Raw genomic sequence first — 25,566 nt, 5'->3', positions numbered from 1 at the left:
GAGGGGGCTTGCCCCCGATTGCAGTGTGTCAGCCAATAGATTTGGTAGCTGACACTCCGCTATCGGGGGCAAGCCCCCTCCCACTTTTTTTACCGTGCCCGCTTCAAGCCTGGTAGCTGATCCGCCCATCCATCAAGGTGTAGCGCACCGTGGCCGGCAGGCTGTGGCCAACGAACGGGCAGTTTTCGCCTTTGGACAGCCAGTGTTCCCCGGCAACCGTGGAACTGGCCGGATCGAACAGCACCAGATCCGCCGCCGAACCCACCGCCAACTTACCCGCCGGCAGGCGCAAGGCGTCGGCCGGGCCGGTGCTCAGGCGTGCCAGCAGCGTCGGCAGGTCCAGCAAGCCATCCTCCACCAGGGTCATTGCCAACGGCAGCAGCAACTCGACGCTGCTGATGCCTGGCTCGGTGGCACCAAACGGCGCCAGCTTGGCATCGCGTTCGTGGGGCTGGTGGTGGCTGGAGATCGCCGAGACCACGCCCGATTTCACCGCCGCACGCAAACCCTCACGATCGACCAGGGTGCGCAGCGGCGGTTGCACGTGGTACAGGCTGGAGAAGTCGATCAGCGCCTCATCGGTCAGGATCAACTGGTACAGCGCCACGTCCGCCGTCACCGGCAAGCCGCGGGCCTGGGCCTGGGCAATCAGGGCGACGCCGCGGGCGCTGGTCAGCTGGCTGAAATGCGCGCGTACGCCGCTTTGTTCCACCAGCAACAGGTCACGGGCCAGGGCCACGGTTTCTGCGGTTTCCGGGATGCCCGGCAAACCGAGGAAGCTGGCCACCGCACCTTCATGGGCCAGGCCGCCTTCAGCCAGGTCGCGGTCCTGGGAATGAAAGATTACCGTCAGGTCGAAGGTGGCCGCGTATTCCAGGGCCCGGCACAAGGTACGCGTGCTGCGAAAGCTTTCCAGGCCGTTGCTGAACGCTACGCAACCGGCGTCGCGCAAGGCGATCAGTTCAGCCAGTTGCTCGCCCTCCAGGCCTTTGCTCAGCGCGCCCACAGGGAGCACTTTGCAGTTACCCGCTTCACGGGCGCGGTCGAGGATCAGCTCGGTGACCGCTGAAGTGTCCAGCACCGGCTTGGTGTTCGGCGGGCAGCACAGGCTGGTCACGCCACCGGCGGCGGCGGCGCGGGTTTCGCTGGTGATGTTGCCTTTGCGACTGTAGCCGGGCTCACGCAGGGCGACGTTGAGGTCCACCAGCCCGGGCGCGGCGACCAGGCCTTTGGCGTCGATGCTTTCGACTGCGCTGAAGCCTGCGGGCGCGGCACCGATGGCGATAATCTTGCCGGCGTCCAGGTGAAGGTCGGTGACTTGATCCAGGCCGCTGGCCGGATCGATGACTCGGGCGCCGAGAATGCTGAGCTTCACTGGGCGTTCTCCTGCTCGAATTGACGTTGCGCGGTTTGCCCGCTCATGGCCATGGACATTACGGCCATGCGGATGGCGATGCCGTAGGTCACCTGGTTGAGAATCACCGATTGCGGACCGTCGGCCACCGCCGATTCGATTTCCACCCCGCGGTTGATCGGGCCCGGGTGCATCACGATGGCATCCGGCTTGGCGCCGGCCAGGCGCGCGGTGGTCAGGCCGAACAGGCGATAGAACTCGCCCTCGCTCGGCAGCAGGCCGCCGGCCATGCGTTCGCGTTGCAGGCGCAGCATGATCACCACGTCCACATCCTTGAGGCCTTCGGCCATATTGGTATAGACCTTCACGCCGTACTGCTCGATGCCGATGGGCAGCAGCGTTTTCGGGGCGATCACGCGGATGTCCGGACAGCCCAGGGCTTTGAGGGCCAGCATGTTCGAGCGCGCAACCCGCGAGTGCAGGATGTCACCGACGATGGCCACCGAGAGGTTTTCAAAGCCGCCCTTGTGCCGACGGATGGTGAGCATGTCGAGCATGCCCTGGGTCGGATGGGCGTGGCGGCCGTCGCCGCCGTTGATGATTGCCACATTCGGGCACACATGTTCGGCGATGAAGTGCGCGGCGCCGGAGTCGCCGTGGCGCACCACGAACATGTCGGCGGCCATGGCTTCCAGGTTGCGCAGGGTGTCGAGCAGGGTTTCGCCCTTGCTGGCCGACGAGGTGGACACGTTCAACGTGATCACGTCAGCCGACAGCCGCTGGGCCGCCAGTTCAAAGGTGGTGCGGGTGCGCGTGGAGTTCTCGAAGAACACGTTGCAGATGGTCTTGCCGCGCAGCAGCGGAACCTTCTTCACCGCCCGGCCACCGACTTCGAGGAACGAGTCGGCGGTGTCGAGGATTTCGGTGAGCAGCTCGCGGGGCAAACCATCGAGGGACAGGAAATGTTGCAACTGGCCCTGAGCATTGAGCTGCAGCGGGCGCTTGGCATCTAGAGGCGTCATCGCGGGGACTCTGTACAAGGCGGTTTAAAGGGCAAGGTCTTGCAGTTCGAGTTCGAGCGGCGTGGGACCGGACAATTTTACCCGCTGGTGGGCTTCCAGGGACAGCGTTGCGCCGACCACATCCGGGCTGATCGGCAACTCGCCAGCATCCAGGTCCAGCAGGCACACCAGCGTGATACTGGCCGGGCGGCCGTAGTCGAACAGCTCGTTCATGGCCGCACGGATGGTGCGGCCACTCATCAGTACGTCGTCGATCAACACCAGGTGCTGGCCTTCTACCTCGAATGGCAGGGCCGAGGGTTGCACTTGCGGATGCAGGCCGTTCTGGCTGAAGTCGTCACGGTAGAAGGACACATCCAGCGTACCCAGGGGCGAGTCACTGCCCAGTGCTTCCAGCAAGGCCTGGGCCACCCACACACCGCCGGTGCGGATGCCGATGAAGCGCGGCTCGCTGATGGCACGGTGTTGCAGGTGCGCCGTGAGGCGCGTGGCCATCTGGCTGATCAGTTCGGCAGGGTTCGGCAAGCTCATGGTGGCTCCTTCAAGGCAGGCGATGGTGTGTAGGAGCGAGCTTGCTCGCGAAGAACCCACAGGCACCGTGTTTATCCAGGTTCATGCGTTATCGTTGACGTTCTTCGCGAGCAAGCTCGCTCCTACAAACAGCGTTGATGACAGGCAAGCCGCGTCAGTCAGGATTCAAATAAAGCGGTGTTTTCATCCAGCCAGCCCTGCAACAGCAAGGCGGCGGCGATGGCGTCCACGGGGTTGTCGCGGTAGCTGCCCTTCTGCCCGCCACGGTCGCGTCGCTCGCCCTTGGCTTCAAAGGTGGTCAGGCGTTCATCGTGGGTATAGAAGGGAATGTTGTAGCGACCGTTGAGGCGGCGGGCGAATTTTTCGGCGCGCAGGCACATGTCGCTGGGCGTGCCGTCCATGTTCAGGGGCAGGCCGACCACCACTGCATCGGGCTTCCATTCCTTGATCAGCGCTTCGACCTGGTTCCAGTCCGGCACGCCGTTCTGAGCCTTCAATGTGCACAGCTCGCGGGCCTGGCCGGTAATCACCTGGCCGACCGCAACGCCGATCTGTTTGGTGCCGTAGTCAAACCCCAGGATCAGACGCAAGGCCATCAGGCGTGCCCCGCCTGGCTGGTCAACAGGCTGAGGTTGACTCGCAGCTTGGCGGCGGCCGCTTCCAGGCGCAGTTCGCTGGCAGTGTTGAACAGGATGTCGGCGTCGAAGGGGCAGGTCAGCCAGGCATTGCTGGCCAGTTCGGCCTCCAGTTGCCCGGCTTCCCAACCGGCGTATCCCAGGGTAATCACACTTTGTTCAGGGCCGACACCGTCGGCGATCGCGAACAACACATCCTGGGACGTGGACAGGGACACGCCCTCAAGGTCAACCGTGGCCTGGAACTTCGGTCCGGTGGGGTGCAACACGAAACCGCGATCGGTCTGCACCGGCCCGCCGAAGTAGATCGGCACGCCCTGGCAACTGGCGGGAGGATCGATTTCCGGGCGCAGTTGCTCGAGGATGTCGGCCAGGTTCAGCTCCTGCGGGCGGTTCACCACCAACCCCATGGCACCATTGGCCGTGTGCTCGACGATGTAGGTCAAGGTCTGCGCAAAGTTCGGGTCGGCCATATGGGGCATGGCGATCAGGAAGTGGTGCTTGAGGTAGGTCGGGCTGACATTTTTCATGTCCGCTAGTGTGGCGTCGGAGGGGCAAACTGACAAGCTGAGCGTGACCCGAATAGAGCACCGTCTGCTTTTCTGTAGGAGCGAGGCGGGCGGCTAGCCCTTGCTCGCGAAGGTCGTTAACGATGACGCAGTGCTATCAGGTAGTCCGCGCCGCCTATGCGTTTTTCGCGAGCAAGCTCGCTCCTACAGTGAAGGAAAGTGCCAGAGTCAATTGCTGGACAGCCGATCGCCCCTGGCAAATTTCCAGGTGCGGATGATTTCCAGGCGGTCCACGTCGTTCAAGTCGCCGGTAAAGGGCGCAAAGGGCGCGGCCAGGCGCACGATGCGCTGGGCAGCCTGATCCAGCAGGGGCTGGCCGGAGGATTCCAGCACCTGCACTTCATAGAGCGAACCGTCGCGGTTGATCGACACCAGCAGGCGCAAATTGCCATAGATCTGCTGGCGGCGTGCCTCTTCCGGATAGTTGAGGTTGCCGATGCGCTCGACCTTCTTGCGCCATTCGTCCTTATACCAGGCGCCTTTGTCGCGCATGGTCGAGGCGGCGTTCAAGCGGTAGATGCGCGGGCGTTTGGCGTAGAGCTGTTGTTCGTGGGCCAGTTCGGCTTCCAGGCTGGAGATTTCGTCGGACAGCGTCGAGCTGTCGAATGTCGGCGCAGGCTTGACGGGCTCGGGGTTGGGCTCGGTCCGGGTTTTTTCGCGCTGGGTCGGGGCTTTTTGCGGCTTGGGCGCGACGGTGGTCACGGCAGCCTTGGGCGTCGCCTGTTTGACTTCCGGCCTGGCGGCCGGTGGCGGGGTGACTTTGTTGATCTTATTGTCCTGGAACGGCGCCACTTCGGTGGTCTTGGGCACGGCTTTCTTGTCGAGGGTGCCGCTGCCTTGCTGGTTTTCCTGGGCCAGAAAGTCGGCCTTCTCGGGCTTTTTATCGCTCTCGAAGGTGGCCAGCGTGATTTCCAGGGTCTTGGTGATCTGCTTGGGTTCGACCAAGGTGAAACCCAGCCCGAGAATCAGTGCCAGGTGAACCAGCGCCGCCAGGAACAGGGTAAATCCGAGCCGATCAGCCGGGCGCACGCCGCTGTGGGAGAGTTCGGGGGGCAGATCGGACGGGAGCGTCATGACAAAAAAACCAACATCGCGCGTTTCACAGGTGGCGCATGATAACGCAATGTTGGTGTATGTCCGGCTGTTCTATGTCACTTGGCTTGTAGCTTGCGCTCAATGGCTGCCATGAGCATTTCGCCGATGTTCGTGCCAAATGCGTTATCAATCTCGCGAATACAGGTCGGACTGGTGACGTTGATTTCGGTGAGGTTCTCACCGATTACGTCAAGTCCTACAAACAGCAGGCCTTTTTCGCGAAGGGTCGGGCCGACTTGGGCGGCGATCCAACGGTCCTTGTCCGACAGCGGTCGCGCTTCACCACGGCCACCGGCGGCCAGGTTGCCACGGGTCTCGCCGGCCGCCGGGATCCGCGCCAGGCAGTAATCCACCGGCTCGCCGTCGATCATCAGGATGCGTTTGTCGCCGTCCTTGATCGCCGGCAGGTAGGCCTGGCCCATGATTTGCTGGGTGCCCAGCGCGGTCAGGGTTTCCAGGATCACCGACAGGTTCGGGTCCCCCGCGCGGTGACGGAAGATCGAGGTGCCGCCCATGCCGTCCAGCGGCTTGAGAATCACATCGCCATGCCTGGCGGCGAACTCACGCAGCACGTCGGCACGGCGGCTGACTACGGTTGGCGGCGTGCACTGCGGGAACAGCGTGGCGAACAGTTTTTCATTGCAGTCGCGCAGGCTTTGCGGCTTGTTGACGATCAATACGCCGGCGCGCTCGGCCTGCTCCAGCAGGTAGGTGGAATACACGAATTCCATGTCGAACGGCGGGTCCTTGCGCATCAGGATCACGTCCAGATCGCTCAGGGGGCTGTCGATTTCATCCTGCAGTTCGAACCACTTCTCGGGGTTGGCGAATACCTGCAACGGGCGCATCCGCGCACGGGCTTCGCCGTCACCCTGGTAAAGGTCGCGCTGTTCCATATAGAACAGGCTCCAGCCGCGGGCCTGGGCGGCCAGGAGCATGGCCAGCGAGCTGTCCTTTTTATAGGAGATGCTGGCGATAGGGTCCATGACAATGCCGACGCGAACGCTCATGGGGGATTTCCTCTGGCAAATTGGGGCGCATAAAAGTGGCGTCAGAGTGGCGCTGCGGCTGTTGCGGGTCAAGGAAAAACCACCAGGCGGGCGCCTCGATAGATTGCGCCCGGAGACTGTGCTAAAAAGACTGCCGGAGCGCAGCAGCCCTTGAATTCCAAGGCCTGCGGGGCTCATCCTGTGACACATCAGGCAGTACACACCGAAAACCGATTCGCTGTGGCGATGGTAGAGCAACTATGGAACAGCATTCCAACGCCTTGAGAGTGATGGTGATCGACGATTCGAAAACGATCCGCCGCACCGCCGAGACGCTGTTGAAGAACATGGGGTGTGAGGTCATCACGGCCATCGACGGTTTCGATGCCCTGGCCCGGATCGTGGATCATCACCCGCACATTATCTTTGTCGACATCATGATGCCGCGCCTGGATGGCTACCAGACCTGCGCCCTGGTGAAGAACAACCCGGCGTTCAAGTCGATCCCGGTGATCATGCTGTCCTCCAGGGACGGCCTGTTCGACAAGGCCAAGGGGCGTACCGTGGGGGTCGATCAGTTTTTGACCAAGCCTTTCAGCAAGGAAGAACTGCTGGGTGCGATCAAGGCCTATGTGCCTGCCTTCGCCGCAGTAGAACAAGCACACTGACGCCGCCCCCGAGGGCCGGCGCCGACCAATGTAGTGGGGAAAACCATGGCACGTGTTCTGATCGTCGACGATTCGCCGACCGAAATGTACAAACTGACCGGCATGCTGGAAAAGCATGGCCACCAGGTATTGAAAGCCGAAAACGGCGCGGACGGCGTGGCCCTGGCCCGTCAGGAAAAACCCGATGCGGTGCTGATGGACATCGTGATGCCGGGTCTCAACGGCTTCCAGGCCACGCGCCAGTTGTCCAAGGAGCCGGAAACCAACGGCATCCCGATCATCATCATCACCACCAAGGACCAGGAAACCGACAAGATCTGGGGCGCACGCCAGGGCGCCAAGGACTACCTGACCAAGCCGGTGGACGAAGAAACCCTGATCGCCACGCTGAACAAGGTGCTGGCCGGCTGACGGCACGCCATCATGACCGAGTCGCAAACCGCCTTCGAGTTGCTGCTGGACATCGACCGCCGCTGCCGTCTGCTGGCCGCCGACCTGCCGTCCCAGGAAACCCGCCTGCAACGCTGGAGCGGGATCGGTTTTCGCCTGGGGCAGCACTGGTATGTGGCGCCCATGGGCGAAGTCGCCGAGGTGCTGCATGAGCCGCGCTGCACCCTGATGCCTGGGGTAAAACCCTGGGTCAAGGGCGTGGCCAACCTGCGCGGGCGCTTGCTGCCGGTGATGGACCTGGGCGGTTTTCTCGGCCAGGAGCTGTCCAAAGTGCGCAAGCAGCGGCGGGTGCTGGTGGTGGAATACAACGAGCTGTTTGTCGGGTTGCTGGTGGACGAGGTGGTGGGCATGCAACATTTTGCACTCGAGGCGTGGATGGCGAATGCCGCCTCCGGCGCGCCGTTTATCCAGGGCCAGTTCGATGGCGACCCGCAGTGGCAGGTCTTCAGCCCCTTCGCCCTGGCCCAGGCTCCGGGCTTCATGGATGTGGCCGCATGAGCACCGTGACCACGCCCAAGCCCCAGGCCGCCTCGCGCAGCCGCTCGCAGATCATCGTGCTGTTTATCGCACTGATCGTGTTCATCATGCTGTTGTTCGCCAACTTCGCCTACCTCAATACCCAGTCCACCTACGATAAACAGTACATCGGCCACGCGGGCGAGTTGCGGGTGTTGTCCCAACGTATTGCCAAGAACGCCACCGAAGCCGCCGCCGGCAAGGCGGCCGCGTTCAAGCTGCTGGGCGAGGCGCGCAACGACTTTGCCCAGCGCTGGGGCTACCTGAAAAAAGGCGACCCGCAAACCGGCCTGCCGGCCGCGCCCGGTGCCGTACGCGCCGAGATGCGCGCGGTGCAGACGGACTGGGAGGCCCTGCTGAAAAACACCGACGCCATTTTGGCCAGCGAACAGACCGTACTGTCGTTGCACCAGGTGGCCGCCACCCTCGCCGAAACCGTGCCGCAGTTGCAGATAGAGTCGGAAAAAGTCGTCGACATCCTGCTCCAGCGTGGCGCCCCCGCGAGCCAGGTGGCGCTGGCCCAGCGCCAGTCACTGCTGGCCGAGCGTATTCTGGGGGCGGTCAACACCGTGCTCGCCGGCGACGAAACCGCCGCGCAGGCCGCCGATGCCTTTGGTCGCGACGCCAATCGTTTTGGCGTGGTGCTCAATGGCATGCTCAACGGCAACCCGGGCCTGCGCATCACCCAGGTCGAGGACCCTGACGCCCGCGCGCGGTTAGCGGAAATCGCCGAGCTGTTCGAATTCGTTTCGGGTTCCGTGGATGAGATCCTCGAAACCTCGCCGCAGCTGTTCCAGGTGCGCGCGTCGGCGAGCAATATTTTCAACCTGTCGCAAACCCTGCTCGACGAAGCTTCGCACCTGGCCACCGGGTTTGAGAACCTGGCCGGCGGGCGCAATGTGGATACCCTCGGCGGCTATGTGCTGGGGCTGCTGGCGCTGGCTTCGATCATCCTGATCGGCCTGGTGATGGTGCGCGAGACCAACCGCCAGCTGCGCGAAACCGCCGAGAAGAACGAGCGCAATCAGAACGCGATCATGCGCCTGCTGGATGAAATCGAAGACTTGGCCGACGGCGACCTGACCGTCACGGCCTCGGTCACCGAAGACTTCACCGGCACCATTGCCGATTCGATCAACTATTCGGTGGACCAGTTGCGCGACCTGGTGGCCACCATCAACCTCACCGCCGGGCAAGTCGCCGGCGCGGTGCAGGAGACCCAGGCCACCGCCATGCACCTGGCCCAGGCCTCGGAGCATCAGGCCCAGCAGATCGCCGAAGCCTCCACCGCAATCAACCAGATGGCCCAGTCCATCGACCAGGTATCGGCCAACGCCGCCGAGTCCTCGGCGGTGGCCGAGCGTTCGGTGGAGATTGCCAACAAGGGCAACGAGGTGGTGCACAACACCATCCACGGCATGGACAACATTCGTGAACAGATCCAGGACACCGCCAAGCGCATCAAGCGCCTGGGTGAGTCGTCCCAGGAGATTGGCGACATCGTCAGCCTGATCGACGACATCGCCGACCAGACCAACATCCTCGCCCTGAACGCGGCCATCCAGGCGAGCATGGCCGGCGATGCCGGGCGCGGTTTTGCGGTGGTGGCCGATGAAGTGCAACGCCTGGCCGAGCGCTCGTCGGCCGCCACCCGGCAGATCGAAACCCTGGTGCGGGCGATCCAGGCCGATACCAACGAGGCGGTCATCTCCATGGAACAGACCACCACCGAAGTGGTGCGCGGCGCGCGGTTGGCCCAGGATGCCGGGGTGGCGCTGGAAGAGATCGAAGGCGTGTCGAAAACCCTGGCGGCGCTGATCCAGAGCATTTCCAATGCGGCGCAGCAGCAGACCTCATCGGCGGGGCAGATTTCGCTGACGATGAATGTGATTCAGCAGATCACCACGCAGACTTCGTCGGGTTCCACGGCGACGGCCGAAAGCATTGGTAACCTGGCGAAAATGGCCAGTCAGTTGCGCAGGTCGGTGTCGGGGTTCACGCTCCCGCCGCCCAAACAGGTCGATGAGTGAAATGCGCTCCAAAATCACCACAGTCCAAATGTGGGAGGGGGCTTGCCCCCGATAGCGGTTTGACAGTCAAAAGTGGGTCGCCTGACACACCGCCATCGGGGGCAAGCCCCCTCCCACATTGGATCTTCATTGTTAGTGAGATACCAGCAACCCATGAATTCCAAGCGGAGCAGTTATGGTTGATCGGCACGACTACGTGGCCCTCGAATGGGTCAAGGGCGAGATTGCCGAGACCCTGAGGCAGGCCCGTTCGGCGCTGGACGGCTACGTTGAAACCGGCGACGCCATTGATCAATGCCTGACCGGTATCCACCAGGTGCATGGCGCGTTGCAAATGGTCGAGTTCTACGGCGCGGCGTTGCTGGCCGAAGAGATCGAAGCCCTGGCCCTGGCGTTGCAGGCCGGGCATGTCGGCCAGCGCGACGAAGGCATCCGCCTGCTGCAACAGGCCCTCGGCCAATTGCCGCTGTACCTGGACCGCGTGCACAGCGCCCGTCGCGACCTGCCGCTGGTGGTGTTGCCGCTGCTCAACGACCTGCGCAGCGCCCGCGGGGAAAGCCTGCTGTCGGAGACCAGCCTGTTCAGCCCACAATTGTTGACCATCGCGCCGCTGCCCGATGAGGCACTGACTCAACGCACACCGCCGGACCTTCACCCGCAACTGCGCCAATGGCACGCACTGCTGCAACAGGCCCTGGCCGGGTTGCTGCGCGAGGACCACGGCCCCAGCAACCTGGAGGACATGGCGCGGGTCTTCGCGCGCCTGGAGGCGCTGTGCCAGGGCGCGCCGCTGTTGCCGTTGTGGCAGGTCGCCTCGGCGCTGGTCGAAGGCATGCTGACGGGCGTGATCGCCAACAGCCCGGCACTGCGCAGCCTGCTCAAGGCCAGCGGCAAGCAGCTCAAGCGCCTGCTGGCGCAGGGCATCGACGGGATCAACCAGCCGGCGCCGGATGAGTTGCTCAAGAGCCTGCTGTTCTACGTCGCCAAAGTCACCCGGCCGACGCCGCGCATGCAAAGCCTCAAGGAACGCTACGGTCTGGACGAGGCCCTGCCCGACAGTGCGGTGGTCGATGCCGAGCGCGCGCGCCTGGCCGGGCCGGACCGCAATGCCATGGGCTCGGTCCTCGGCGCATTGTGCGAAGAGCTGGTACGGGTCAAGGAGCGCCTCGATCTGTTCGTGCGCAGCGACCGCCAGCACACTCAGGACCTTGACCCGCTGCTGGCACCGCTGCGCCAGATCGCCGACACCCTGGCGGTGCTCGGCTTCGGTCAGCCGCGCAAAGTCATCATCGACCAGCTCGCCGTGGTATTGAGTCTGGTCCAGGGTCAGCGCGAACCCAGTGACGCCATATTGATGGACGTCGCCGGGGCGTTGCTCTACGTCGAAGCCACATTGGCCGGAATGGTCGGCACGGTCGAACCGCAAAGCCGCGAAGAGAGCCGCCTGCCGACCACCGACCTGACCCAGATCCACCAATTGGTGATCCGCGAATCCTGTCAGTGCCTGCGCCAGGCCAAGGAATTGGTGATCGACTGCATCGAGGCCGACTGGGACCGCCAGCGTCTGGAGTCCCTGCCTGAGCTGTTGAGCCAGGTGCGCGGCGCCCTGGCGATGATTCCACTGCCGCGCGCAGCGAGCCTGATGCGCGGGTGTACCGATTACGTCGATGAGCAGTTGATGGTCAACGACACCGCGCCCGACGAAGCGCTGCTGGCGCACTTTGCCGACGTGATCAGCAGCCTGGAATACTATCTGGAGCGCATGCTCCACGACCCTGACGCAGCAGGGGAAAAAGTGCTTGAACTGGCCACCCAGGCCCTGAGCGCGCTGGGCTACCTGCCGGTGGAAAAACCCTGGCGCCAGGCCTTGGCTGCACCCGAGGGGGCCTTGAGCGGCGACACCGCACCAAGCCAATCCCGATTCGATGCGCTGGCCAGCCCCACCTCGCGCCTCAACCCGCCGGCCCTGCAACGTCCGGGCAGTCTGCTGCCGCCTCCGTTCGATGAAGCGCCGATTGACGACGAGTTGCGCGAAGTCTTCCTCGAAGAGACCGATGAAGTCCTCCAGGTGCTGCACCGTTACTTGCCCGACTGCGCGGACAAAACCGCCCAGGGCGAAATGCGCCGTGCCTTCCACACCTTGAAAGGCAGCGGTCGCATGGTCCGCGCCCTGGTCGTGGCCGAGCTGGCCTGGGCCGTGGAAAACCTGCTCAATCGCGTGCTGGAGCGCAGCGTGGCGATCGGCCCCGAGGTGCAGCAGGTGCTGGATGAAGCGGTGGCGTTGCTGCCGGAGCTGATCGCCGACTTCGCCACCGGCCGACAGCGCCAGCGCGACGAGGTCGACGCTCTCGCTGCGCGCGCCCACGGGTTAGCCAGTGGTGCACAGGTAACGATTACCGAACCCCACGACCCGATGCTGCTGGAGATCTTCCGCAACGAAGCCCAGAGCCATCTGGACAGCCTCAACCAGTTCCTGCAACAGGCCGCCGAACACGTGCCGCTGCAGGTTACCGATGAACTGCAACGCGCCCTGCACACCCTCAAGGGCAGCGCCTATATGGCCGGCGTGTTGCCGATGGCCGAACTGGCCCGTCCGCTAGATCATCTGACCCGCGAATACAAGGCGCACCGTCTGCCGCTGGACCTGGATGAAATCGAGCTGTTGCTGGAAGCCGAAGGCGTTTTCCAGCGCGGGCTACGTGAGCTGGACAGCGATCCCCTGACGCCGATCAAGGGCGCGGCGCAGTTGATCAAGCGCACCCAAAGCCTGCTGGACCAACAGCTTGAAGCGCTGCTCAACGCCCCCGGCACGGGCCTGCGCATCAAGCGCGATCCGCACCTGATCACCGACTTCCTGGCCCAGGGCATGGACATCCTGCTCGACGCCGAAAACCTGCTGCGCCGCTGGCAGCAACACCCCGGCGAGCGCCAGGAACTCACCGCGTTGCTGGACGAACTGACCACCCTGGGCGAGGGCGCGCACCTTGCCGACCTGCACCCTATCGATCAACTGTGCGAAGCCTTGCTCGACCTGTATGGCGCGGTGGAAGAAAGCAGCCTGGCGGTCAGCGAACGGTTTTTCCATGAGGCCGAGCAGGCCCATGAAGCGCTGATCACCATGCTCGACCAACTGGCCGCCGGGCAGGAAATCAGCCCGGCGCCGGCGCGGGTCCAGGCCCTGCGCGAGTTGCTCGATGACGCCCTCGATCCGTCCGCCACCGGCCTGATCAAACGTGACGGCAACCGCGCCCCGAGTATCGCCGAGCTGGGCGCCGCGACCGAGCAACTGGGCCGGCACACGGCGCTGGACGACGAAATCGTCGAGATCTTCCTTGAAGAGGCCGTGGATATCCTCGACAGCGCCGGACAGTCGCTCAAGCGCTGGTTGCTGGAGCCCGATGGCATGGCGCCGTTGTCCTCGTTGCAGCGCGACTTGCACACCCTCAAGGGCGGCGCGCGCATGGCCGAAATCGACGCGGTGGGCGATCTGGCCCAGGAGCTGGAATGCGTCTATGAAGGCCTGGTGGACCGTCGCTACAGCTACTCCACCGAGCTGTCCCAGTTGCTGATGGCCAGCCATGAACACCTGGCCTTGCAGCTTGAAGAATTACAACGCCAGCAGCCTTTGAGCGATGGTGTCGAATGGCTCGCCCGGTTGCGTGAATGGCGCCAGAGCAGCCTGCCGACGGCCCCGGTTGCAGCGCCGCAGCCCTGGGGCGCCGACCCCGAACTGCTGGATATTTTCCTCGAGGAAGCCGCCGATATTCTCGACAGTTCAGGCAGTGCATTGCTGCGCTGGCAGGCCGAGCCCGGCAACCGCCAGGAAGTCGAAACCCTGCTGCGTGACCTGCACACCCTCAAGGGGGGCGCACGCATGGTCGAGATCGGCCCGATCGGTGACCTGGCCCACGAGCTGGAGTTTCTCTACGAGGGGCTGTCCGCCGGGCTGCTGGCGCCGTCGCCCGAACTGTTCGCGCTGTTGCAGGGTTGCCATGACCGCCTGGCGCAGATGATCGATGCAGTGGCGGACGGCTTGCCGGTGGGCTCGGTGGACAAGCTGATCGAGCGCATCAAGAGCCTGGTGCACCCGGGCGATGAGCCGGTGGTGCCGGTGGCGTTGCCGGCGGGCAAGGCGGAGGCGGTGGTTGATCCGGCCGCCGACATGGTGAAGATATCCGCCGAACTGCTCGACGACCTGGTCAACCTGGCCGGCGAAACCTCGATCTTTCGTGGCCGTATCGAGCAGCAGGTCAACGATGCACGTACTGCGCTCACGGAAGTGGAAACCACCATCGAGCGCATGCGTGACCAACTGCGTCGCCTCGACAGCGAAACCCAGAGCCGTCTTTTCAGTCGCCAGCAGGCCGAGGCCGAACGCCTGGGCTACGAGGAATTCGACCCGCTGGAAATGGATCGCCATTCGCAATTGCAGCAATTGTCCCGCGCGCTGTCCGAATCCGCCTCCGACTTGCTCGACCTCAAGGAAACCCTCGAGCGCCGCAACCAGGACGCCCACGACCTGTTGCAGCAACAGGCGCGCATCAACACCCAATTGCAGGAAGGCCTGATGCGCACGCGCATGGTGCCGTTCGAGCGCATGCTGCCGCGCCTCAAGCGCATCGTGCGCCAGGTGGCCGATGAGCTGGGCAAGGATGTGGAATTCGTGATCGGCAATGCCGAGGGCGAGATGGACCGCAACGTGCTGGAGCGTATGGCGGCGCCGTTGGAACACATGCTGCGCAACGCCGTCGACCATGGTCTTGAGTCCCGCGAGGTGCGCCTGCAGGCGGGCAAGCCAGAGAAGGGCCGCATCACTTTGGACCTGACTCACGAAGGCGGCGATATCGTCTTCGACATGCGCGACGACGGCGCCGGTGTGCCCCTTGAAGCCGTGCGCCGCAAGGCGATCAAGCGCGGCCTGCTCGATCCCGATCAAGCCATCAGCGACCGCGACGTGCTGCAGTTCATCCTGCAGCCGGGGTTTTCCACGGCGGAAAAGATCACCCAGATTTCCGGACGCGGCGTGGGCATGGACGTGGTGCATGAGGAAGTGCGCCAGCTCGGCGGTTCGATGGTGATCGACTCGATCCCGGGCGTGGGCGTGCATTTCAGGATTCGCCTGCCGTTTACCGTGTCGGTCAATCGGGCCCTGATGGTGCAATGCGCGGACGATCAATACGCGATTGCGCTCAATACCATTGAGGGCCTGGTGCGTGTGCTGCCCCATGAATTGGCGGGGCACTACCAGCAGGACCCGCCGTGCTATGAATACGCCGGCCGGCGCTACGAACTGTTTTACCTCGGCGACCTGCTGCATACCGTCAGTCGCCCCAAGCTGCTCGGCCAGTACCAGCCGGTGCCGGTGTTGCTGATGCAGTGCAACGAGCGGCATGTGGCGGTGCATGTGGACGCCATGGCGGGGACGCGCGAAATCGTGGTCAAGGGGCTGGGACCGCAATTTGCCGGGGTGCAGGGCTTGTCCGGCGCGACGATTCTGGGCGATGGCCGCGTGGTGCTGATTATCGACCTGTTGGCGCACATCCGTACGCGGCCACCGGCGTTGCCGGCGCAGTCGGTGGACACGCCACTGACCCTCAACGACCCGCTGAAAAAGCGCCCGCTGCTGGTGCTGGTGGTGGACGATTCGGTCACCGTGCGCAAAGTCACCAGTCGCCTGCTGGAGCGCAACGGCATGAACGTGCTGACCGCCAAGGACGGCATTGACGCCCTCGCCCTGCTCGAAGAACACACCCCGGACCTGATGCTGCTCGACATCGAAATGCCGCGCATGGACGGTTTTGAAGTGGCGATCCAGGTGCGCAACGACCCGCGCCTGATGCGCCTGCCGATCATCATGATCACCTCGCGCACCGGCCAGAAACACCGCGACCGCGCCATGGCCATCGGCGTCAACGACTACCTCGGCAAGCCCTACCAGGAGTCGGTACTGCTGGAAAGCATCGCTTACTGGAGCAAGCCCCATGCTTGACCACCGCGCGAGCCAACTCACCGGGCTGTTGCTGCCGTTGGCTGACCGTCATCTGATCCTGCCGAATGTCGCGGTGGCCGAACTGATCGACTTCCAGCGCGGCGAACCGGCCAGCGACGCACCGCCATGGTACCTGCGGCAAGTGACTTGGCGGGATCGGCAAATACCCTTGATCAGCTTTGAAGCGGTGTGCGGCGAAGCCAGCGTGACCGGCGAACGCTCGCGGATCGTGGTGGTGAATGCACTGGGCGGGCGACCGACGCTGAAGTTCATCGCGCTGGTGATCCAGGGGATTCCGCGCTCGTACAAACTCGACAGCGAATTGAGCTACGTGGACGTACCGCTGTGCCCGCTGGAACTGGCGGCGGTACAGGTGGGAGAGCATGTGGCGAAGGTGCCGGACCTGATGGGGCTTGAAGCCCTGCTGGCCGAGTCCGGCCTGGCCTGAGCTTGAGCCCTATGAAGATCCACTGTGGGAGGGTGCTTGCCCCCGATGACAGAGTGTCAGTTGATAAATCTCTGGCTGGCCCACTGCCATCGGGGGCAAGCCCCCTCCCACATTAAAGTATCGGTGTTTGACAGACTGCGGGTGGCTTCGGATTTTTCCTGCAAGATTTTGGGCCGTGCATTAACTTCTCAAGCGCTACTGAGCAAATGTGGGAGGGGACTTGCCCCCGATAGCGGTGTATCAGCCAGAAATTTGTTAGCTGACCCACTGCTATCGGGGTAAGCCCCCCATTCTCAATCAATCCGCGCAAACCGCTCAATCACCGGCTGCTCCCGATGTTCGGCCTGCCACAGGTCGTAAGTACTTTGCATCGACAACCCTCAATGGGCGGTATGTCGGAATAGGATGGAGTTGCTGTAGGCGAGTTCTGATTTGGATTAGGCGGGTGTTCAGGCCGGAGTGGAGTGGTTAGTTTCTCCGTTCCTCACTGCCAGCAAGGATCCGCAAATGGCCGTTCCATTAATGCCGCCGGGTGTTTCAATTCTTGAAAACATGGCGATATCCAACTGCAAGCGCATTCATCTCAAGCCCGGCTCGGCTTTCGCCTATTCCTGGTTTTACTCCCAGGTCCGTGCTGCCGGCCCTTGGAACTACAAGAAGCGGGGGCGTCAGTACGAAGCTTTTGGTAACTTCAATTACGGTGCTACGGGCACGGTGCTGGGCATTCCCGAAAATGTGTTGCTGCGAGCCGCCGGTGTCGCTCAAACCGTCGCGAAAACGACCCGTCCGGATTTTGGATCATGGTGGGGCGGTGAGCCTTTTGGTGATGACCCACGGGACCAATATTGGATAAGAAGAGGTATTGAATATGCCATTTCGCAAGGCCACTGAGCGCCTCATGCCTGTTCTGCGTAATTGCCTGCTTGTGGTCTGCCTGATCTATATCGGCGGCAGTTGGATCCTGTCGCCCGGAACACCGGACCTGGATGAAGTGGTGTTGAAGCATTCCCTGGGCAACGGTATGTCGATCTATGGTGCACGAGATAGCCAAGGTGGTGCGACGGTAGGGTTTTCCTACAGGTACTACGTGCATAAGGATTTGGGAAGTGATCAGGAAATCCTCAGCGCATTAGTGTCTGCACCTTCTTTTCTCAAAACAAAAGAGCCGGATGTTCAAGTCAATAATGAAGGGGGTGCTCTGCAGCTGGTTATTCAGGGAGAAGTGTACGAGTACCACAGTTATGCACTGGAAGGCCTGGGGAAGGTCAAGGTAATGATGGTGTTGTGATGGGCCAGCCTTCGGATCTTTCCTTCAAGATTTTGGGCCATGCATGAACTTGTGGTGAGAAGTCCGCACGCCTAGTCTTCGTCCCGTCATCGCAAAAAACGGTGACACGGACGTGCAAGTCCGACGAAACTGTTTAGGCGTACGAACGCCCAGCCAACCACGGGCGTTTTTTGTGCTCGCTGCTTTATGGCGGCTGCGCGCAGGAGGTCTTCGGACCTGCTGGGTGTCCTAAACAGGCCCGGTCTTGCACACCTGCGCACGGTCGCCACCCTCATTCGCGTGCAAGCGAACGGTGGCGCTCCTTACTGACTGTTTAGGAGTTTCATCATGATCAAACCTACCCCCAATCCGCCGCTCTTCACCGTAAACCCTCATCAAAACACCGAAACCCTGCTGGTCAACGCCAGCGAAACCCTGTCCTCTCTCAACGCGCTCACCTGCAACTTGGCCTTCGATCTGGACACTTCCCAGCGCGCCATCATGCTTGGTATTCAGCAGATGGCAGAGTTGGGGCAGTTGCTGGTCGATAGAGCGCTGGAGCAAGTCAGTCCTTCGCCGGAATTTTAAAGCGGTCCCAAATAGGGACTGATCGGTCTTTGATTGGGACCGCTATCTAACAGACGCTACTGAGCAAATGTGAGAGGGGGCTTGCCCCCGATAGCGGTGTATCAGCCACATATCTATTAGCTGACCCACCGCAATCGGGGGCAAGCTGATCTGGCCTAATGAAATTGGACACATCAATAGGGCGCTATGATGGCGCCCAAACCTGAGGTGTACAGATGATGCGAAAGTCCTATTCCAGTGAGGTCAAACTCAACGCTGCAAGCATGGTGCTTGATCAAAACATGCCTGTTCCCGAAGTTTGCGCCAGTTTGGATATTGGCCCTACGGCTTTGCGTCGCTGGGTCGAGCAGGTGCGTAAAGAGCGCGCCGGATCCACGATGACGGGCACAAAAGCAATTACTACCGATCAGAAGAAAATTCAGGAACTCCAAGCCCTGCTCAGGCAGAAAGATCGAGATATCGAAATCCTAAAAAAGGCCAGTGTTCTCCTGCTTTTGGACTCCAAAGATCATTCCCTCTGATCAGCGAGCTAGGCGAACAGTACGGCATTACAGATTGCTGTCGTGTTTTTGAAGTCAACCGCAGCAGCTACTACGCCTGGCGCCAGCGCCAGGGAAAAATCAACCTGGAGCGCGAAGCGCTCAAGGTTGTTCTCGTTAAGTACCACAAGGCCTCAAGAGGATCGGCTGGAGCGCGAACCCTTTCTGAAGACCTGCGAGGTGCAGGCCATCAGGTGGGGCGTTACATGGCTCGCAGCTTGATGAAGGAAGCCGGGATTGCCAGCCGCCAACGCAGGCCCCACAAATACAAATCGTCAGGCGTGGAGTCTCTGGTGGCTGAGCATGAACTGGAGCGCGAGTTCTACGTAGCGGACATCAACAAGGTCTGGTGCGCGGACATCACCTATATCCAGCTCGGTAAGCGCTGGCTCTACTTCTCGGTAGTTTTGGACCTGTTTGCCCGCCGAGTGGTGGGGTGGTCGTATTCACTGGTCGCCGATGCGACGTTGGCTACTGAGTCACTGCGCATGGCTGTTGAATTGAGAGGGAGGCCTAAAGGTGTGCTGTTTCATTCCGACCAAGGCTGCCAGTACACCAGTCATAAATTCAGGGCTGAATTGCAGGCCCATGAGCTCAAGCAGAGCATGAGTCGAAAAGGGCAGTGCTGGGATAATGCCCCGATGGAGCGTTTCTTTGGCAGCTTGAAGTCCGAGTGGGTGCCCGAGAAAGGTTACAGCTCGGAGTACGAAGCTCGGGCAGATATCAACCGATATGTGGCGCGCTACAACAGTGTAAGGCGCCACAGTTACAACGGTTACCACTCACCGATAGCGGCGGAAAAGCTAGCGGCGTGAAAACCGATAAGAATGTCCAAAATTACTGGACCAGATCAAGCCCCCTCCCACATTTTGATCTTCGTTACTCCAGGCGTAACGGTTCGCCCTCCAGCTTGATTGATGCTCTTCAGCTTCACTCCTAAGGTAAGCCCCACGACAGCAACCCCCCCGTGGAGCAACCATGACAACAACCATCACCCCCGACTCGCGCTGGACGCGGCGGCGCGACGAGAAGCAGCGGCGGCTCGGGCTGGTCAAGCAGTATGCAGACGGGGCGGTGTTGCCCAGTGACAAGATCGTCGAGGCGCTTGAAGCCTTGATCCTTCCCGGCGACCGCGTGGTGCTGGAGGGCAACAACCAGAAGCAGGCCGACTTCCTCTCGCGCTCCCTGGCCAAGGCCGACCCGGCCAAGCTCCACGATTTGCACATGATCATGCCCAGTGTCGGGCGTGCCGAGCACCTGGACCTGTTTGAAAAAGGCATCGCCCGCAAGCTGGATTTCTCCTTTGCCGGCACTCAATCCCTGCGCATCAGCCAGTTGCTGGAAGACGGCCTGCTGGAAATCGGCGCGATCCACACCTACATCGAACTCTATGCGCGCCTGGTGGTGGACCTGATTCCCAACGTGGTGCTTTCAGCCGGCTTCATGGCCGACCGCGCCGGCAATATTTACACCGGCGCCAGCACCGAAGACACCCCGGCGCTGATCGAACCCGCTGCCTTCAGCGATGGCATCGTGATCGTGCAGGTCAACCAATTGGTCGACGACGTCACCGACTTGCCGCGCGTGGACATCCCCGCCAGCTGGGTGGATTTCGTGGTGGTGGCCGACAAGCCGTTCTATATCGAGCCGCTGTTCACCCGTGATCCGCGTCACATCAAGCCGGTACACGTGCTGATGGCGATGATGGCGATCCGTGGCATCTACGAAAAACACAATGTGCAGTCGCTCAACCATGGCATCGGCTTCAACACCGCCGCCATCGAATTGATCCTGCCCACCTACGGCGAATCCCTGGGCCTGAAGGGCAAGATCTGCCGCAACTGGACCCTCAATCCGCACCCCACGCTGATCCCGGCGATTGAAAGCGGCTGGGTGCAAAGCGTGCATTGCTTTGGCACCGAACTTGGCATGGAAAACTACATCGCCGCACGCCCGGATGTGTTCTTCACCGGCCGCGACGGTTCCATGCGCTCCAACCGCATGTTCTGCCAACTGGCCGGCCAGTACGCGGTGGACCTGTTTATCGGCGCCACCCTGCAGGTCGATGGCGACGGGCATTCCAGCACCGTGACCCGTGGCCGCCTCGCCGGTTTCGGTGGCGCGCCGAACATGGGTCATGACCCACGCGGTCGTCGCCACGGCACACCGGCCTGGTTGGACATGCGCCACGATGATGCGCCTGAAGCCTTGCTCGAACGCGGCAAAAAACTCGTGGTGCAAATGGTCGAGACCTTCCAGGAAGGCGGCAAACCGACCTTTGTCGACACCCTCGACGCGGTGGAAGTGGCGCGCAAAAGCGGCATGCCCCTGGCGCCGATCATGATCTATGGCGACGACGTCACTCACCTGCTCACCGAAGAAGGCATCGCCTACCTCTACAAGGCGCGCTCCCTGGAAGAACGCCAGGCGATGATCGCTGCCGTCGCCGGGGTCACCGCCATCGGTATGCGCCACAACCCCAAGGACACCGCCCGTATGCGCCGCGAAGGCTTGATTGCGCTGCCTGAAGACTTAGGCATTCGTCGCACCGACGCTACCCGCGAGCTGTTGGCCGCCAAGAGCGTGGCCGATCTGGTGGACTGGTCCGGCGGCCTGTACAACCCGCCCGCCAAATTCAGGAGTTGGTAAATGCGCGCTCTCAAACTGCATGAAGTGAGCCTGGCCGATCGCCTGGCGGATAGGGCGGTCGATGCGCTTATTGATGAAGCCGACCTTTCACCCAAACCCGCATTGGTGGACCGGCGCGGCAACGGCGCTCACAGCGATTTGCACCTGGGCCTGATGCACGCTTCGGCGCTGTCGTTGTGGCCGATGTTCAAGCAAATGGCTGAAGTCGCGATTGAAATGGGCGAAGTCAGCTTGTCTCTGCGCGAAGCCCTCGGGCGTATCGGGCGTGAAGGTGAACAGGCAATGCTCGCCACTACCGGCGGCGTGAACACCCATCGCGGCGCGATCTGGGCACTTGGTTTGCTCACCGCAGCAGCGGCCCTGGACCCTGGCAGCGTCACGCTGAACGCAGCCAGATTGGCCTTGCTCAACGACCGCTACGCGCCACAACCCCTGAGCCACGGCGCCCAGGTCGCCCAACGCTACGGCGCACGCGGTGCCCGTGAAGAAGCGCAGTTGGGTTTCCCCTCGGTGACGCAACGCGGCCTGCCGCAACTGCACAAGAGCCGCCAGCAAAACGCCGGAGAACAGAACGCGCGCCTGGACGCCTTGCTCGCGATCATGACCGAACTGGCCGACACCTGCGTGCTCTATCGCGCCGGCTACGACGGCCTGACCGCCATGCAGCAGGGCGCCCAGGCCGTGCTGGACGCCGGCGGCAGCGCAACCCTCGCCGGCCGCCGCCAACTGCACGCGCTGGACGAGCAATTGCTGGCCCTGAATGCCTCTCCCGGCGGCGCCGCTGACCTGTTGGCCGCCTGCCTGTTTATCGACCGCCTCGACGGAGCGTTGTGATGCAAACCCTATCCTTTGAATTCCCCGCCGGGCAGCCGCCAAAAGGCCGTGCGCTGGTGGGGTGCGTCGGCTCCGGCGACCTTGAAGTGCTGCTGGAGCCGGGCACTGCCGGCACGCTGACGATCCAGGTGCAAACCTCGGTCAATGGCGCCGAGCAACGTTGGCGGCACCTGTTCGAACGCATCTTCCAGGAGCAGACACCGCCTGCCTTGAAGATCGATATCCACGACTTCGGCGCCACGCCCGGTGTGGTGCGTTTGCGCCTGGAGCAAGGCTTCGAGGAGATCGGCCATGACTGATTTGCTCACCAAACACAGCTTTGTCGAACTCGGAGCACGACAACGTGCCAAGGCGCTGCTGGATGCTGGCACCTTTCGCGAGCTGATCGACCCGTTTCAACGCGTCATGTCGCCGTGGCTCAGCCGACAGGGCGTGGTGCCCCAGGCGGATGACGGGGTGGTCATCGCCAAAGGCAGCGTTGCCGGTCTGCCGGTGGTGATTGCCGCCATCGAAGGTAACTTTCAAGGCGGCAGCCTCGGTGAAGTCGGCGGCGCGAAAATCGCCGGAGCACTGGAACTGGCCGCCGAGGATAACCGCAACGGCATCCCGACCCGCGCCGTGCTGCTGCTGGAAACCGGTGGCGTGCGTCTGCAGGAGGCCAACCTCGGCCTGGCGGCGATTGCCGATATCCACGCGGCGATTGTCGATCTGCGCCAGTACCAGCCGGTGGTCGGCGTGGTGGCGGGGAGCGTGGGGTGCTTCGGCGGCATGTCCATCGCCGCAGGGTTGTGCAGCTATCTGGTAGTCACCCGTGAAGCGCGCCTGGGCTTGAACGGCCCGCAGGTGATCGAGCAGGAAGCCGGGTTGGATGAATACGACTCCCGCGACCGGCCCTTTATCTGGAGCCTCACCGGCGGCGAGCAACGCTTCAACAGCGGCCTGGCCGATCGGTATGTGGCCGACGATGTGGCGCAGATTCAACAGACCGTCAGCGAGCTGCTGCAACACGGCGCGCCCGAACAACCACGCAGCCGCCGTGCTGATTTCTACCTGGCGCGCCTGGCCGAACTCGACGCCACGGCGCAAATCGACCCGGCGACGGTGCGTGCGCTGTATCAGGGAGAACGCTCATGAGAGGTTTGCAGTGGTTTAACGCGCTAAGCGCCGGCGCGACGCGGGTGCAAGGGTTGCCTGACTCGCTCAGGATCGCCGATGGCCAGTTGAACGGCCAGAGCGTGCGCTTTCTCGCCGTGGTCACCGACCCGAACAACCGCTTCCCCCGCGCGCGCAATGGCGAAGTCGGCCTGCTCGAAGGCTGGGGCCTGGCCAAAGCGGTGGATGAGGCCATCGCCCTGGGCGATAAGCGCCCGCTGATCGCCATTGTTGATGTGCCCAGCCAGGCCTACGGCCGCCGCGAAGAAGCCCTGGGCATTCATCAGGCGTTGGCCGCGGCCGCGGACAGTTACGCCCGTGCACGCCTGGCAGGTCATCCGGTGATTGCGCTGCTGGTAGGCAAGGCCATGTCCGGTGCCTTCCTCGCTCACGGTTATCAAGCCAATCGCCTGATCGCCCTGCGCGATCCCGGTGTGATGGTGCATGCCATGGGCAAGGCTTCGGCGGCGCGGGTCACCCTGCGCAGCGTCGAAGAACTCGAAGCCCTGGCCGCCAGCGTGCCGCCGATGGCGTATGACATCGACAGCTATGCCAGCCTTGGGCTGCTCTGGGAGACGCTGACGGTCAGCCAGATTGAACAGCCCACGGCGGACGATGTGGCGCGGGTCAGCGATTGCCTGGCGAGTGCGATCAAGGATATCAATGCCCCCGATCTGAGCGGGCGCCTCGGGGCGTCCAATCGTGCGGCGTCCAGCCACGTACGCCAACTGCTGCGGGAGCAATGGTGAACGCCCACGACTTGCTCTGGGGCATGACCCCGGGCCATCTGCCCGCCGATGCGCCCGGCTGGGCGGTGGAGGCGCTCAGCGCGGGGCATCCGGTGGTGGTGCGCCGAGCCATCGCCAAGCCGGGCCAGGTGGCGGTCGGTGTGCGCGGACGTTTGCGTGAGCAGCGGTTTGCCGCGCTGATGCCCATTGCCGCCGTACAACGGCGTGTGGCCCCCGAAGCCTTGCGCGGCGTGACCTCGCCACGGGATTTACCGGCGCTGCGGGCATTGGATCAACTGCGGCCACTGTTGGCGCACCAAGACTGGGGCGTCAGCGGCAGTGCCGGATTCGAATTGGCCAGCGGCATCGAAGCGTTGCATGCCGCGAGCGATCTGGATTTGATCCTGCGCACGCCCGAGCCGCTTGAGCGTCACCAGGCGCACGCCTTATTGGCGATGCTCGATAGCGCACCGTGCAGCGTCGACCTGCAACTGCAAACCCCCGTCGGCGCTGTCGCCTTGCGTGAATGGGCGGGCGCCTCACGCCGGGTGCTGCTGAAAACCGCCAACGGGGCGCACCTTGTCGTCGACCCCTGGCAGGCGGTGGCATGAGCAGCCTGCTGGTATTTCCGGGGCAGGGCGCCCAGCGAGTCGGCATGCTCCAGTCGCTGTCCGTCGACGTCCTTGACGAGGCCAGCGCAGCCCTGGGTGAAGACGTGCGCCGGCTCGATTCGGCGCAAGCCCTTGAATCGACGCGCGCCGTTCAGCTCTGCCTGTTGATCGCCGGGGTGGCGCACGCGCGTTTGTTGCAGCACGCGCCGGACTACGTGGCGGGCCTGTCCATCGGCGCCTATCCCGCCGCTGTCATCGCCGGCGCACTGGATTTTGCCGATGCAGTCAAACTCGTCAGCCTGCGCGGCGAACTGATGCAAAGCGCTTATCCACAGGGCTATGGGATGACCGTGATCGTCGGCCCGCAGTTATCCACAGTGGAAGCCTTGCTCGCTGAAATCCACAGCCCGCAAACCCCGGTGTACCTGGCCAATATCAATGCCGATAACCAGACGGTCATTGCCGGCAGTGACGCTGCGATGAAGCGTGTCGCAGAACGCATCAAGGGCAACGGCATCGCCAGGCGCCTGGCGGTCAGCGTGCCGTCTCATTGCGCCTTGCTGGACGCACCGGCCAAGGTCCTCGCCCAGGCCTTCGTCCCACTCAAGACGCCGCGCATCACCTACCTGAGCAGCACCCGCGCGCGGCCTATCCACAACCCCGAGCAACTGCACGATGACCTGGCCTTCAACATGTGCCGCATCGTCGACTGGCGCGGCACCGTGCAAAGCGCCTACGAGCGCGGCGTGCGCCTGCAGATCGAACTGCCGCCGGGCGCGGTGCTCACTGGCCTGTCACGTCGCGTTTTCGAACAGGGCACGGTGATCGCCTGCGAAGGCGCGCGCCTGGACACCTTGCAGGCCCTGCTGCAAGAGGAGGAACGCCGCCACCGATAAAGCACG

Annotated in this window: 25 protein-coding genes and 1 pseudogene; 18 read left to right on the top strand and 8 right to left on the bottom strand. The window is 62.8% G+C overall.

The features are described 5' to 3' along the window. Positions 1-103: 103 nt before the first annotated feature. From MRY17_RS24365 to gshB, 7 genes are all read right to left on the bottom strand, one after another. Positions 104-1,375 carry a dihydroorotase gene (locus MRY17_RS24365; protein ID WP_243352994.1) on the bottom strand — a complete coding sequence of 424 codons (1,272 nt, stop codon included), beginning with the start codon at positions 1,373-1,375 and terminating at the stop codon, positions 104-106. Further along, positions 1,372-2,376 carry an aspartate carbamoyltransferase catalytic subunit gene (locus tag MRY17_RS24360; protein WP_065885356.1) on the bottom strand — a complete coding sequence of 335 codons (1,005 nt, stop codon included), beginning with the start codon at positions 2,374-2,376 and terminating at the stop codon, positions 1,372-1,374. The genes MRY17_RS24365 and MRY17_RS24360 overlap by 4 nt, the downstream gene beginning before the upstream one ends. A gap of 24 nt (positions 2,377-2,400) precedes the next feature. After that, positions 2,401-2,907 carry a bifunctional pyr operon transcriptional regulator/uracil phosphoribosyltransferase PyrR gene (gene pyrR / locus MRY17_RS24355; RefSeq protein ID WP_065934219.1) on the bottom strand — a complete coding sequence of 169 codons (507 nt, stop codon included), beginning with the start codon at positions 2,905-2,907 and terminating at the stop codon, positions 2,401-2,403. A gap of 158 nt (positions 2,908-3,065) precedes the next feature. Continuing rightward, positions 3,066-3,503 carry a Holliday junction resolvase RuvX gene (gene ruvX, locus MRY17_RS24350; RefSeq protein WP_181282497.1) on the bottom strand — a complete coding sequence of 146 codons (438 nt, stop codon included), beginning with the start codon at positions 3,501-3,503 and terminating at the stop codon, positions 3,066-3,068. Beyond that, positions 3,503-4,072, bottom strand: coding sequence for a YqgE/AlgH family protein (locus MRY17_RS24345; protein ID WP_181282496.1), 570 nt, complete (start codon positions 4,070-4,072; stop codon positions 3,503-3,505). The genes ruvX and MRY17_RS24345 overlap by 1 nt, the downstream gene beginning before the upstream one ends. Before the next feature lie 207 nt (positions 4,073-4,279). Continuing rightward, positions 4,280-5,185: an energy transducer TonB gene (locus MRY17_RS24340; protein WP_243352993.1), complete on the bottom strand. Its 906-nt coding sequence runs from the start codon at positions 5,183-5,185 to the stop codon at positions 4,280-4,282. 77 nt (positions 5,186-5,262) lie between these two features. After that, positions 5,263-6,216, bottom strand: coding sequence for a glutathione synthase (gshB, locus tag MRY17_RS24335; RefSeq protein ID WP_124425321.1), 954 nt, complete (start codon positions 6,214-6,216; stop codon positions 5,263-5,265). Between the two features lie 239 nt (positions 6,217-6,455). Between gshB and pilG the strand changes: the two genes are divergently transcribed. The 6 genes from pilG to MRY17_RS24305 all read left to right on the top strand — a co-directional run bounded on the left by pilG (position 6,456) and on the right by MRY17_RS24305 (position 16,296). Further along, entirely contained in the window at positions 6,456-6,863 is a 408-nt protein-coding gene (pilG, locus tag MRY17_RS24330; protein ID WP_057723526.1) for a twitching motility response regulator PilG, read from the top strand. Positions 6,864-6,908: 45 nt separating this feature from the next. Next, positions 6,909-7,274: a twitching motility response regulator PilH gene (gene pilH / locus MRY17_RS24325; protein WP_014720320.1), complete on the top strand. Its 366-nt coding sequence runs from the start codon at positions 6,909-6,911 to the stop codon at positions 7,272-7,274. Positions 7,275-7,286: 12 nt separating this feature from the next. Then, a complete protein-coding gene (locus MRY17_RS24320; protein WP_181282494.1) occupies positions 7,287-7,811 on the top strand; it encodes a chemotaxis protein CheW in 525 nt (174 codons plus the stop codon). Continuing rightward, the gene (locus MRY17_RS24315; RefSeq protein WP_181282493.1) at positions 7,808-9,859 is read left to right on the top strand and encodes a methyl-accepting chemotaxis protein; all 2,052 of its coding nucleotides are present in this window, start codon (positions 7,808-7,810) and stop codon (positions 9,857-9,859) included. The genes MRY17_RS24320 and MRY17_RS24315 overlap by 4 nt, the downstream gene beginning before the upstream one ends. Before the next feature lie 175 nt (positions 9,860-10,034). After that, a complete protein-coding gene (locus MRY17_RS24310) occupies positions 10,035-15,848 on the top strand; it encodes an Hpt domain-containing protein (protein ID WP_243352992.1) in 5,814 nt (1,937 codons plus the stop codon). Beyond that, on the top strand, positions 15,841-16,296 hold the full coding sequence (locus MRY17_RS24305) for a chemotaxis protein CheW (protein WP_124360177.1): 456 nt from the start codon (positions 15,841-15,843) through the stop codon (positions 16,294-16,296). The genes MRY17_RS24310 and MRY17_RS24305 overlap by 8 nt, the downstream gene beginning before the upstream one ends. Positions 16,297-16,589: 293 nt before the next feature. Here MRY17_RS24305 and MRY17_RS26505 read toward each other — a convergent pair. Next, a pseudogene (locus MRY17_RS26505) lies at positions 16,590-16,673 on the bottom strand (HigA family addiction module antitoxin); the annotation flags it as partial. Between the two features lie 130 nt (positions 16,674-16,803). Between MRY17_RS26505 and MRY17_RS24300 the strand changes: the two are divergent. From MRY17_RS24300 to mdcH, 12 genes are all read left to right on the top strand, one after another. After that, complete coding sequence (locus tag MRY17_RS24300) at positions 16,804-17,187, top strand: polymorphic toxin type 44 domain-containing protein (RefSeq protein WP_122738568.1); 384 nt, start codon at positions 16,804-16,806, stop codon at positions 17,185-17,187. Then, positions 17,165-17,584: a hypothetical protein gene (locus MRY17_RS24295; RefSeq protein WP_065885366.1), complete on the top strand. Its 420-nt coding sequence runs from the start codon at positions 17,165-17,167 to the stop codon at positions 17,582-17,584. The genes MRY17_RS24300 and MRY17_RS24295 overlap by 23 nt, the downstream gene beginning before the upstream one ends. Positions 17,585-17,911: 327 nt before the next feature. Continuing rightward, a complete protein-coding gene (locus MRY17_RS24290) occupies positions 17,912-18,151 on the top strand; it encodes a DUF6124 family protein (RefSeq protein WP_181282491.1) in 240 nt (79 codons plus the stop codon). Positions 18,152-18,366: 215 nt separating this feature from the next. Further along, positions 18,367-18,672 carry a transposase gene (locus tag MRY17_RS24285; RefSeq protein WP_241188859.1) on the top strand — a complete coding sequence of 102 codons (306 nt, stop codon included), beginning with the start codon at positions 18,367-18,369 and terminating at the stop codon, positions 18,670-18,672. After that, entirely contained in the window at positions 18,669-19,505 is an 837-nt protein-coding gene (locus tag MRY17_RS24280) for an IS3 family transposase (protein WP_258232403.1), read from the top strand. Before MRY17_RS24285 ends, MRY17_RS24280 begins: the two co-directional genes overlap by 4 nt. A 163-nt stretch (positions 19,506-19,668) precedes the next feature. Beyond that, complete coding sequence (gene mdcA, locus MRY17_RS24275) at positions 19,669-21,339, top strand: malonate decarboxylase subunit alpha (RefSeq protein ID WP_243352991.1); 1,671 nt, start codon at positions 19,669-19,671, stop codon at positions 21,337-21,339. Next, on the top strand, positions 21,340-22,173 hold the full coding sequence (locus tag MRY17_RS24270; protein ID WP_243352990.1) for a triphosphoribosyl-dephospho-CoA synthase: 834 nt from the start codon (positions 21,340-21,342) through the stop codon (positions 22,171-22,173). Further along, positions 22,173-22,472: a malonate decarboxylase subunit delta gene (locus MRY17_RS24265; RefSeq protein WP_181282488.1), complete on the top strand. Its 300-nt coding sequence runs from the start codon at positions 22,173-22,175 to the stop codon at positions 22,470-22,472. The genes MRY17_RS24270 and MRY17_RS24265 overlap by 1 nt, the downstream gene beginning before the upstream one ends. Further along, on the top strand, positions 22,465-23,307 hold the full coding sequence (locus MRY17_RS24260; protein WP_181282487.1) for a biotin-independent malonate decarboxylase subunit beta: 843 nt from the start codon (positions 22,465-22,467) through the stop codon (positions 23,305-23,307). The genes MRY17_RS24265 and MRY17_RS24260 overlap by 8 nt, the downstream gene beginning before the upstream one ends. Further along, positions 23,304-24,074 carry a biotin-independent malonate decarboxylase subunit gamma gene (gene mdcE / locus MRY17_RS24255; RefSeq protein WP_191953080.1) on the top strand — a complete coding sequence of 257 codons (771 nt, stop codon included), beginning with the start codon at positions 23,304-23,306 and terminating at the stop codon, positions 24,072-24,074. The genes MRY17_RS24260 and mdcE overlap by 4 nt, the downstream gene beginning before the upstream one ends. Beyond that, a complete protein-coding gene (locus tag MRY17_RS24250; RefSeq protein ID WP_243352989.1) occupies positions 24,068-24,664 on the top strand; it encodes a malonate decarboxylase holo-ACP synthase in 597 nt (198 codons plus the stop codon). Before mdcE ends, MRY17_RS24250 begins: the two co-directional genes overlap by 7 nt. After that, positions 24,661-25,560 (top strand): malonate decarboxylase subunit epsilon, encoded by a 900-nt coding sequence (gene mdcH, locus MRY17_RS24245; protein ID WP_243352988.1) that lies wholly within the window; start codon positions 24,661-24,663, stop codon positions 25,558-25,560. The genes MRY17_RS24250 and mdcH overlap by 4 nt, the downstream gene beginning before the upstream one ends. The last annotated feature ends 6 nt before the right edge of the window (positions 25,561-25,566 follow it).

The organism is Pseudomonas orientalis, from assembly GCF_022807995.1.
Classification (GTDB): domain Bacteria; phylum Pseudomonadota; class Gammaproteobacteria; order Pseudomonadales; family Pseudomonadaceae; genus Aquipseudomonas; species Aquipseudomonas orientalis_B.
The sequence above is the reverse complement of the archived record's forward strand: the minus strand, read 5'-3'. Positions and strand labels throughout refer to the sequence as shown.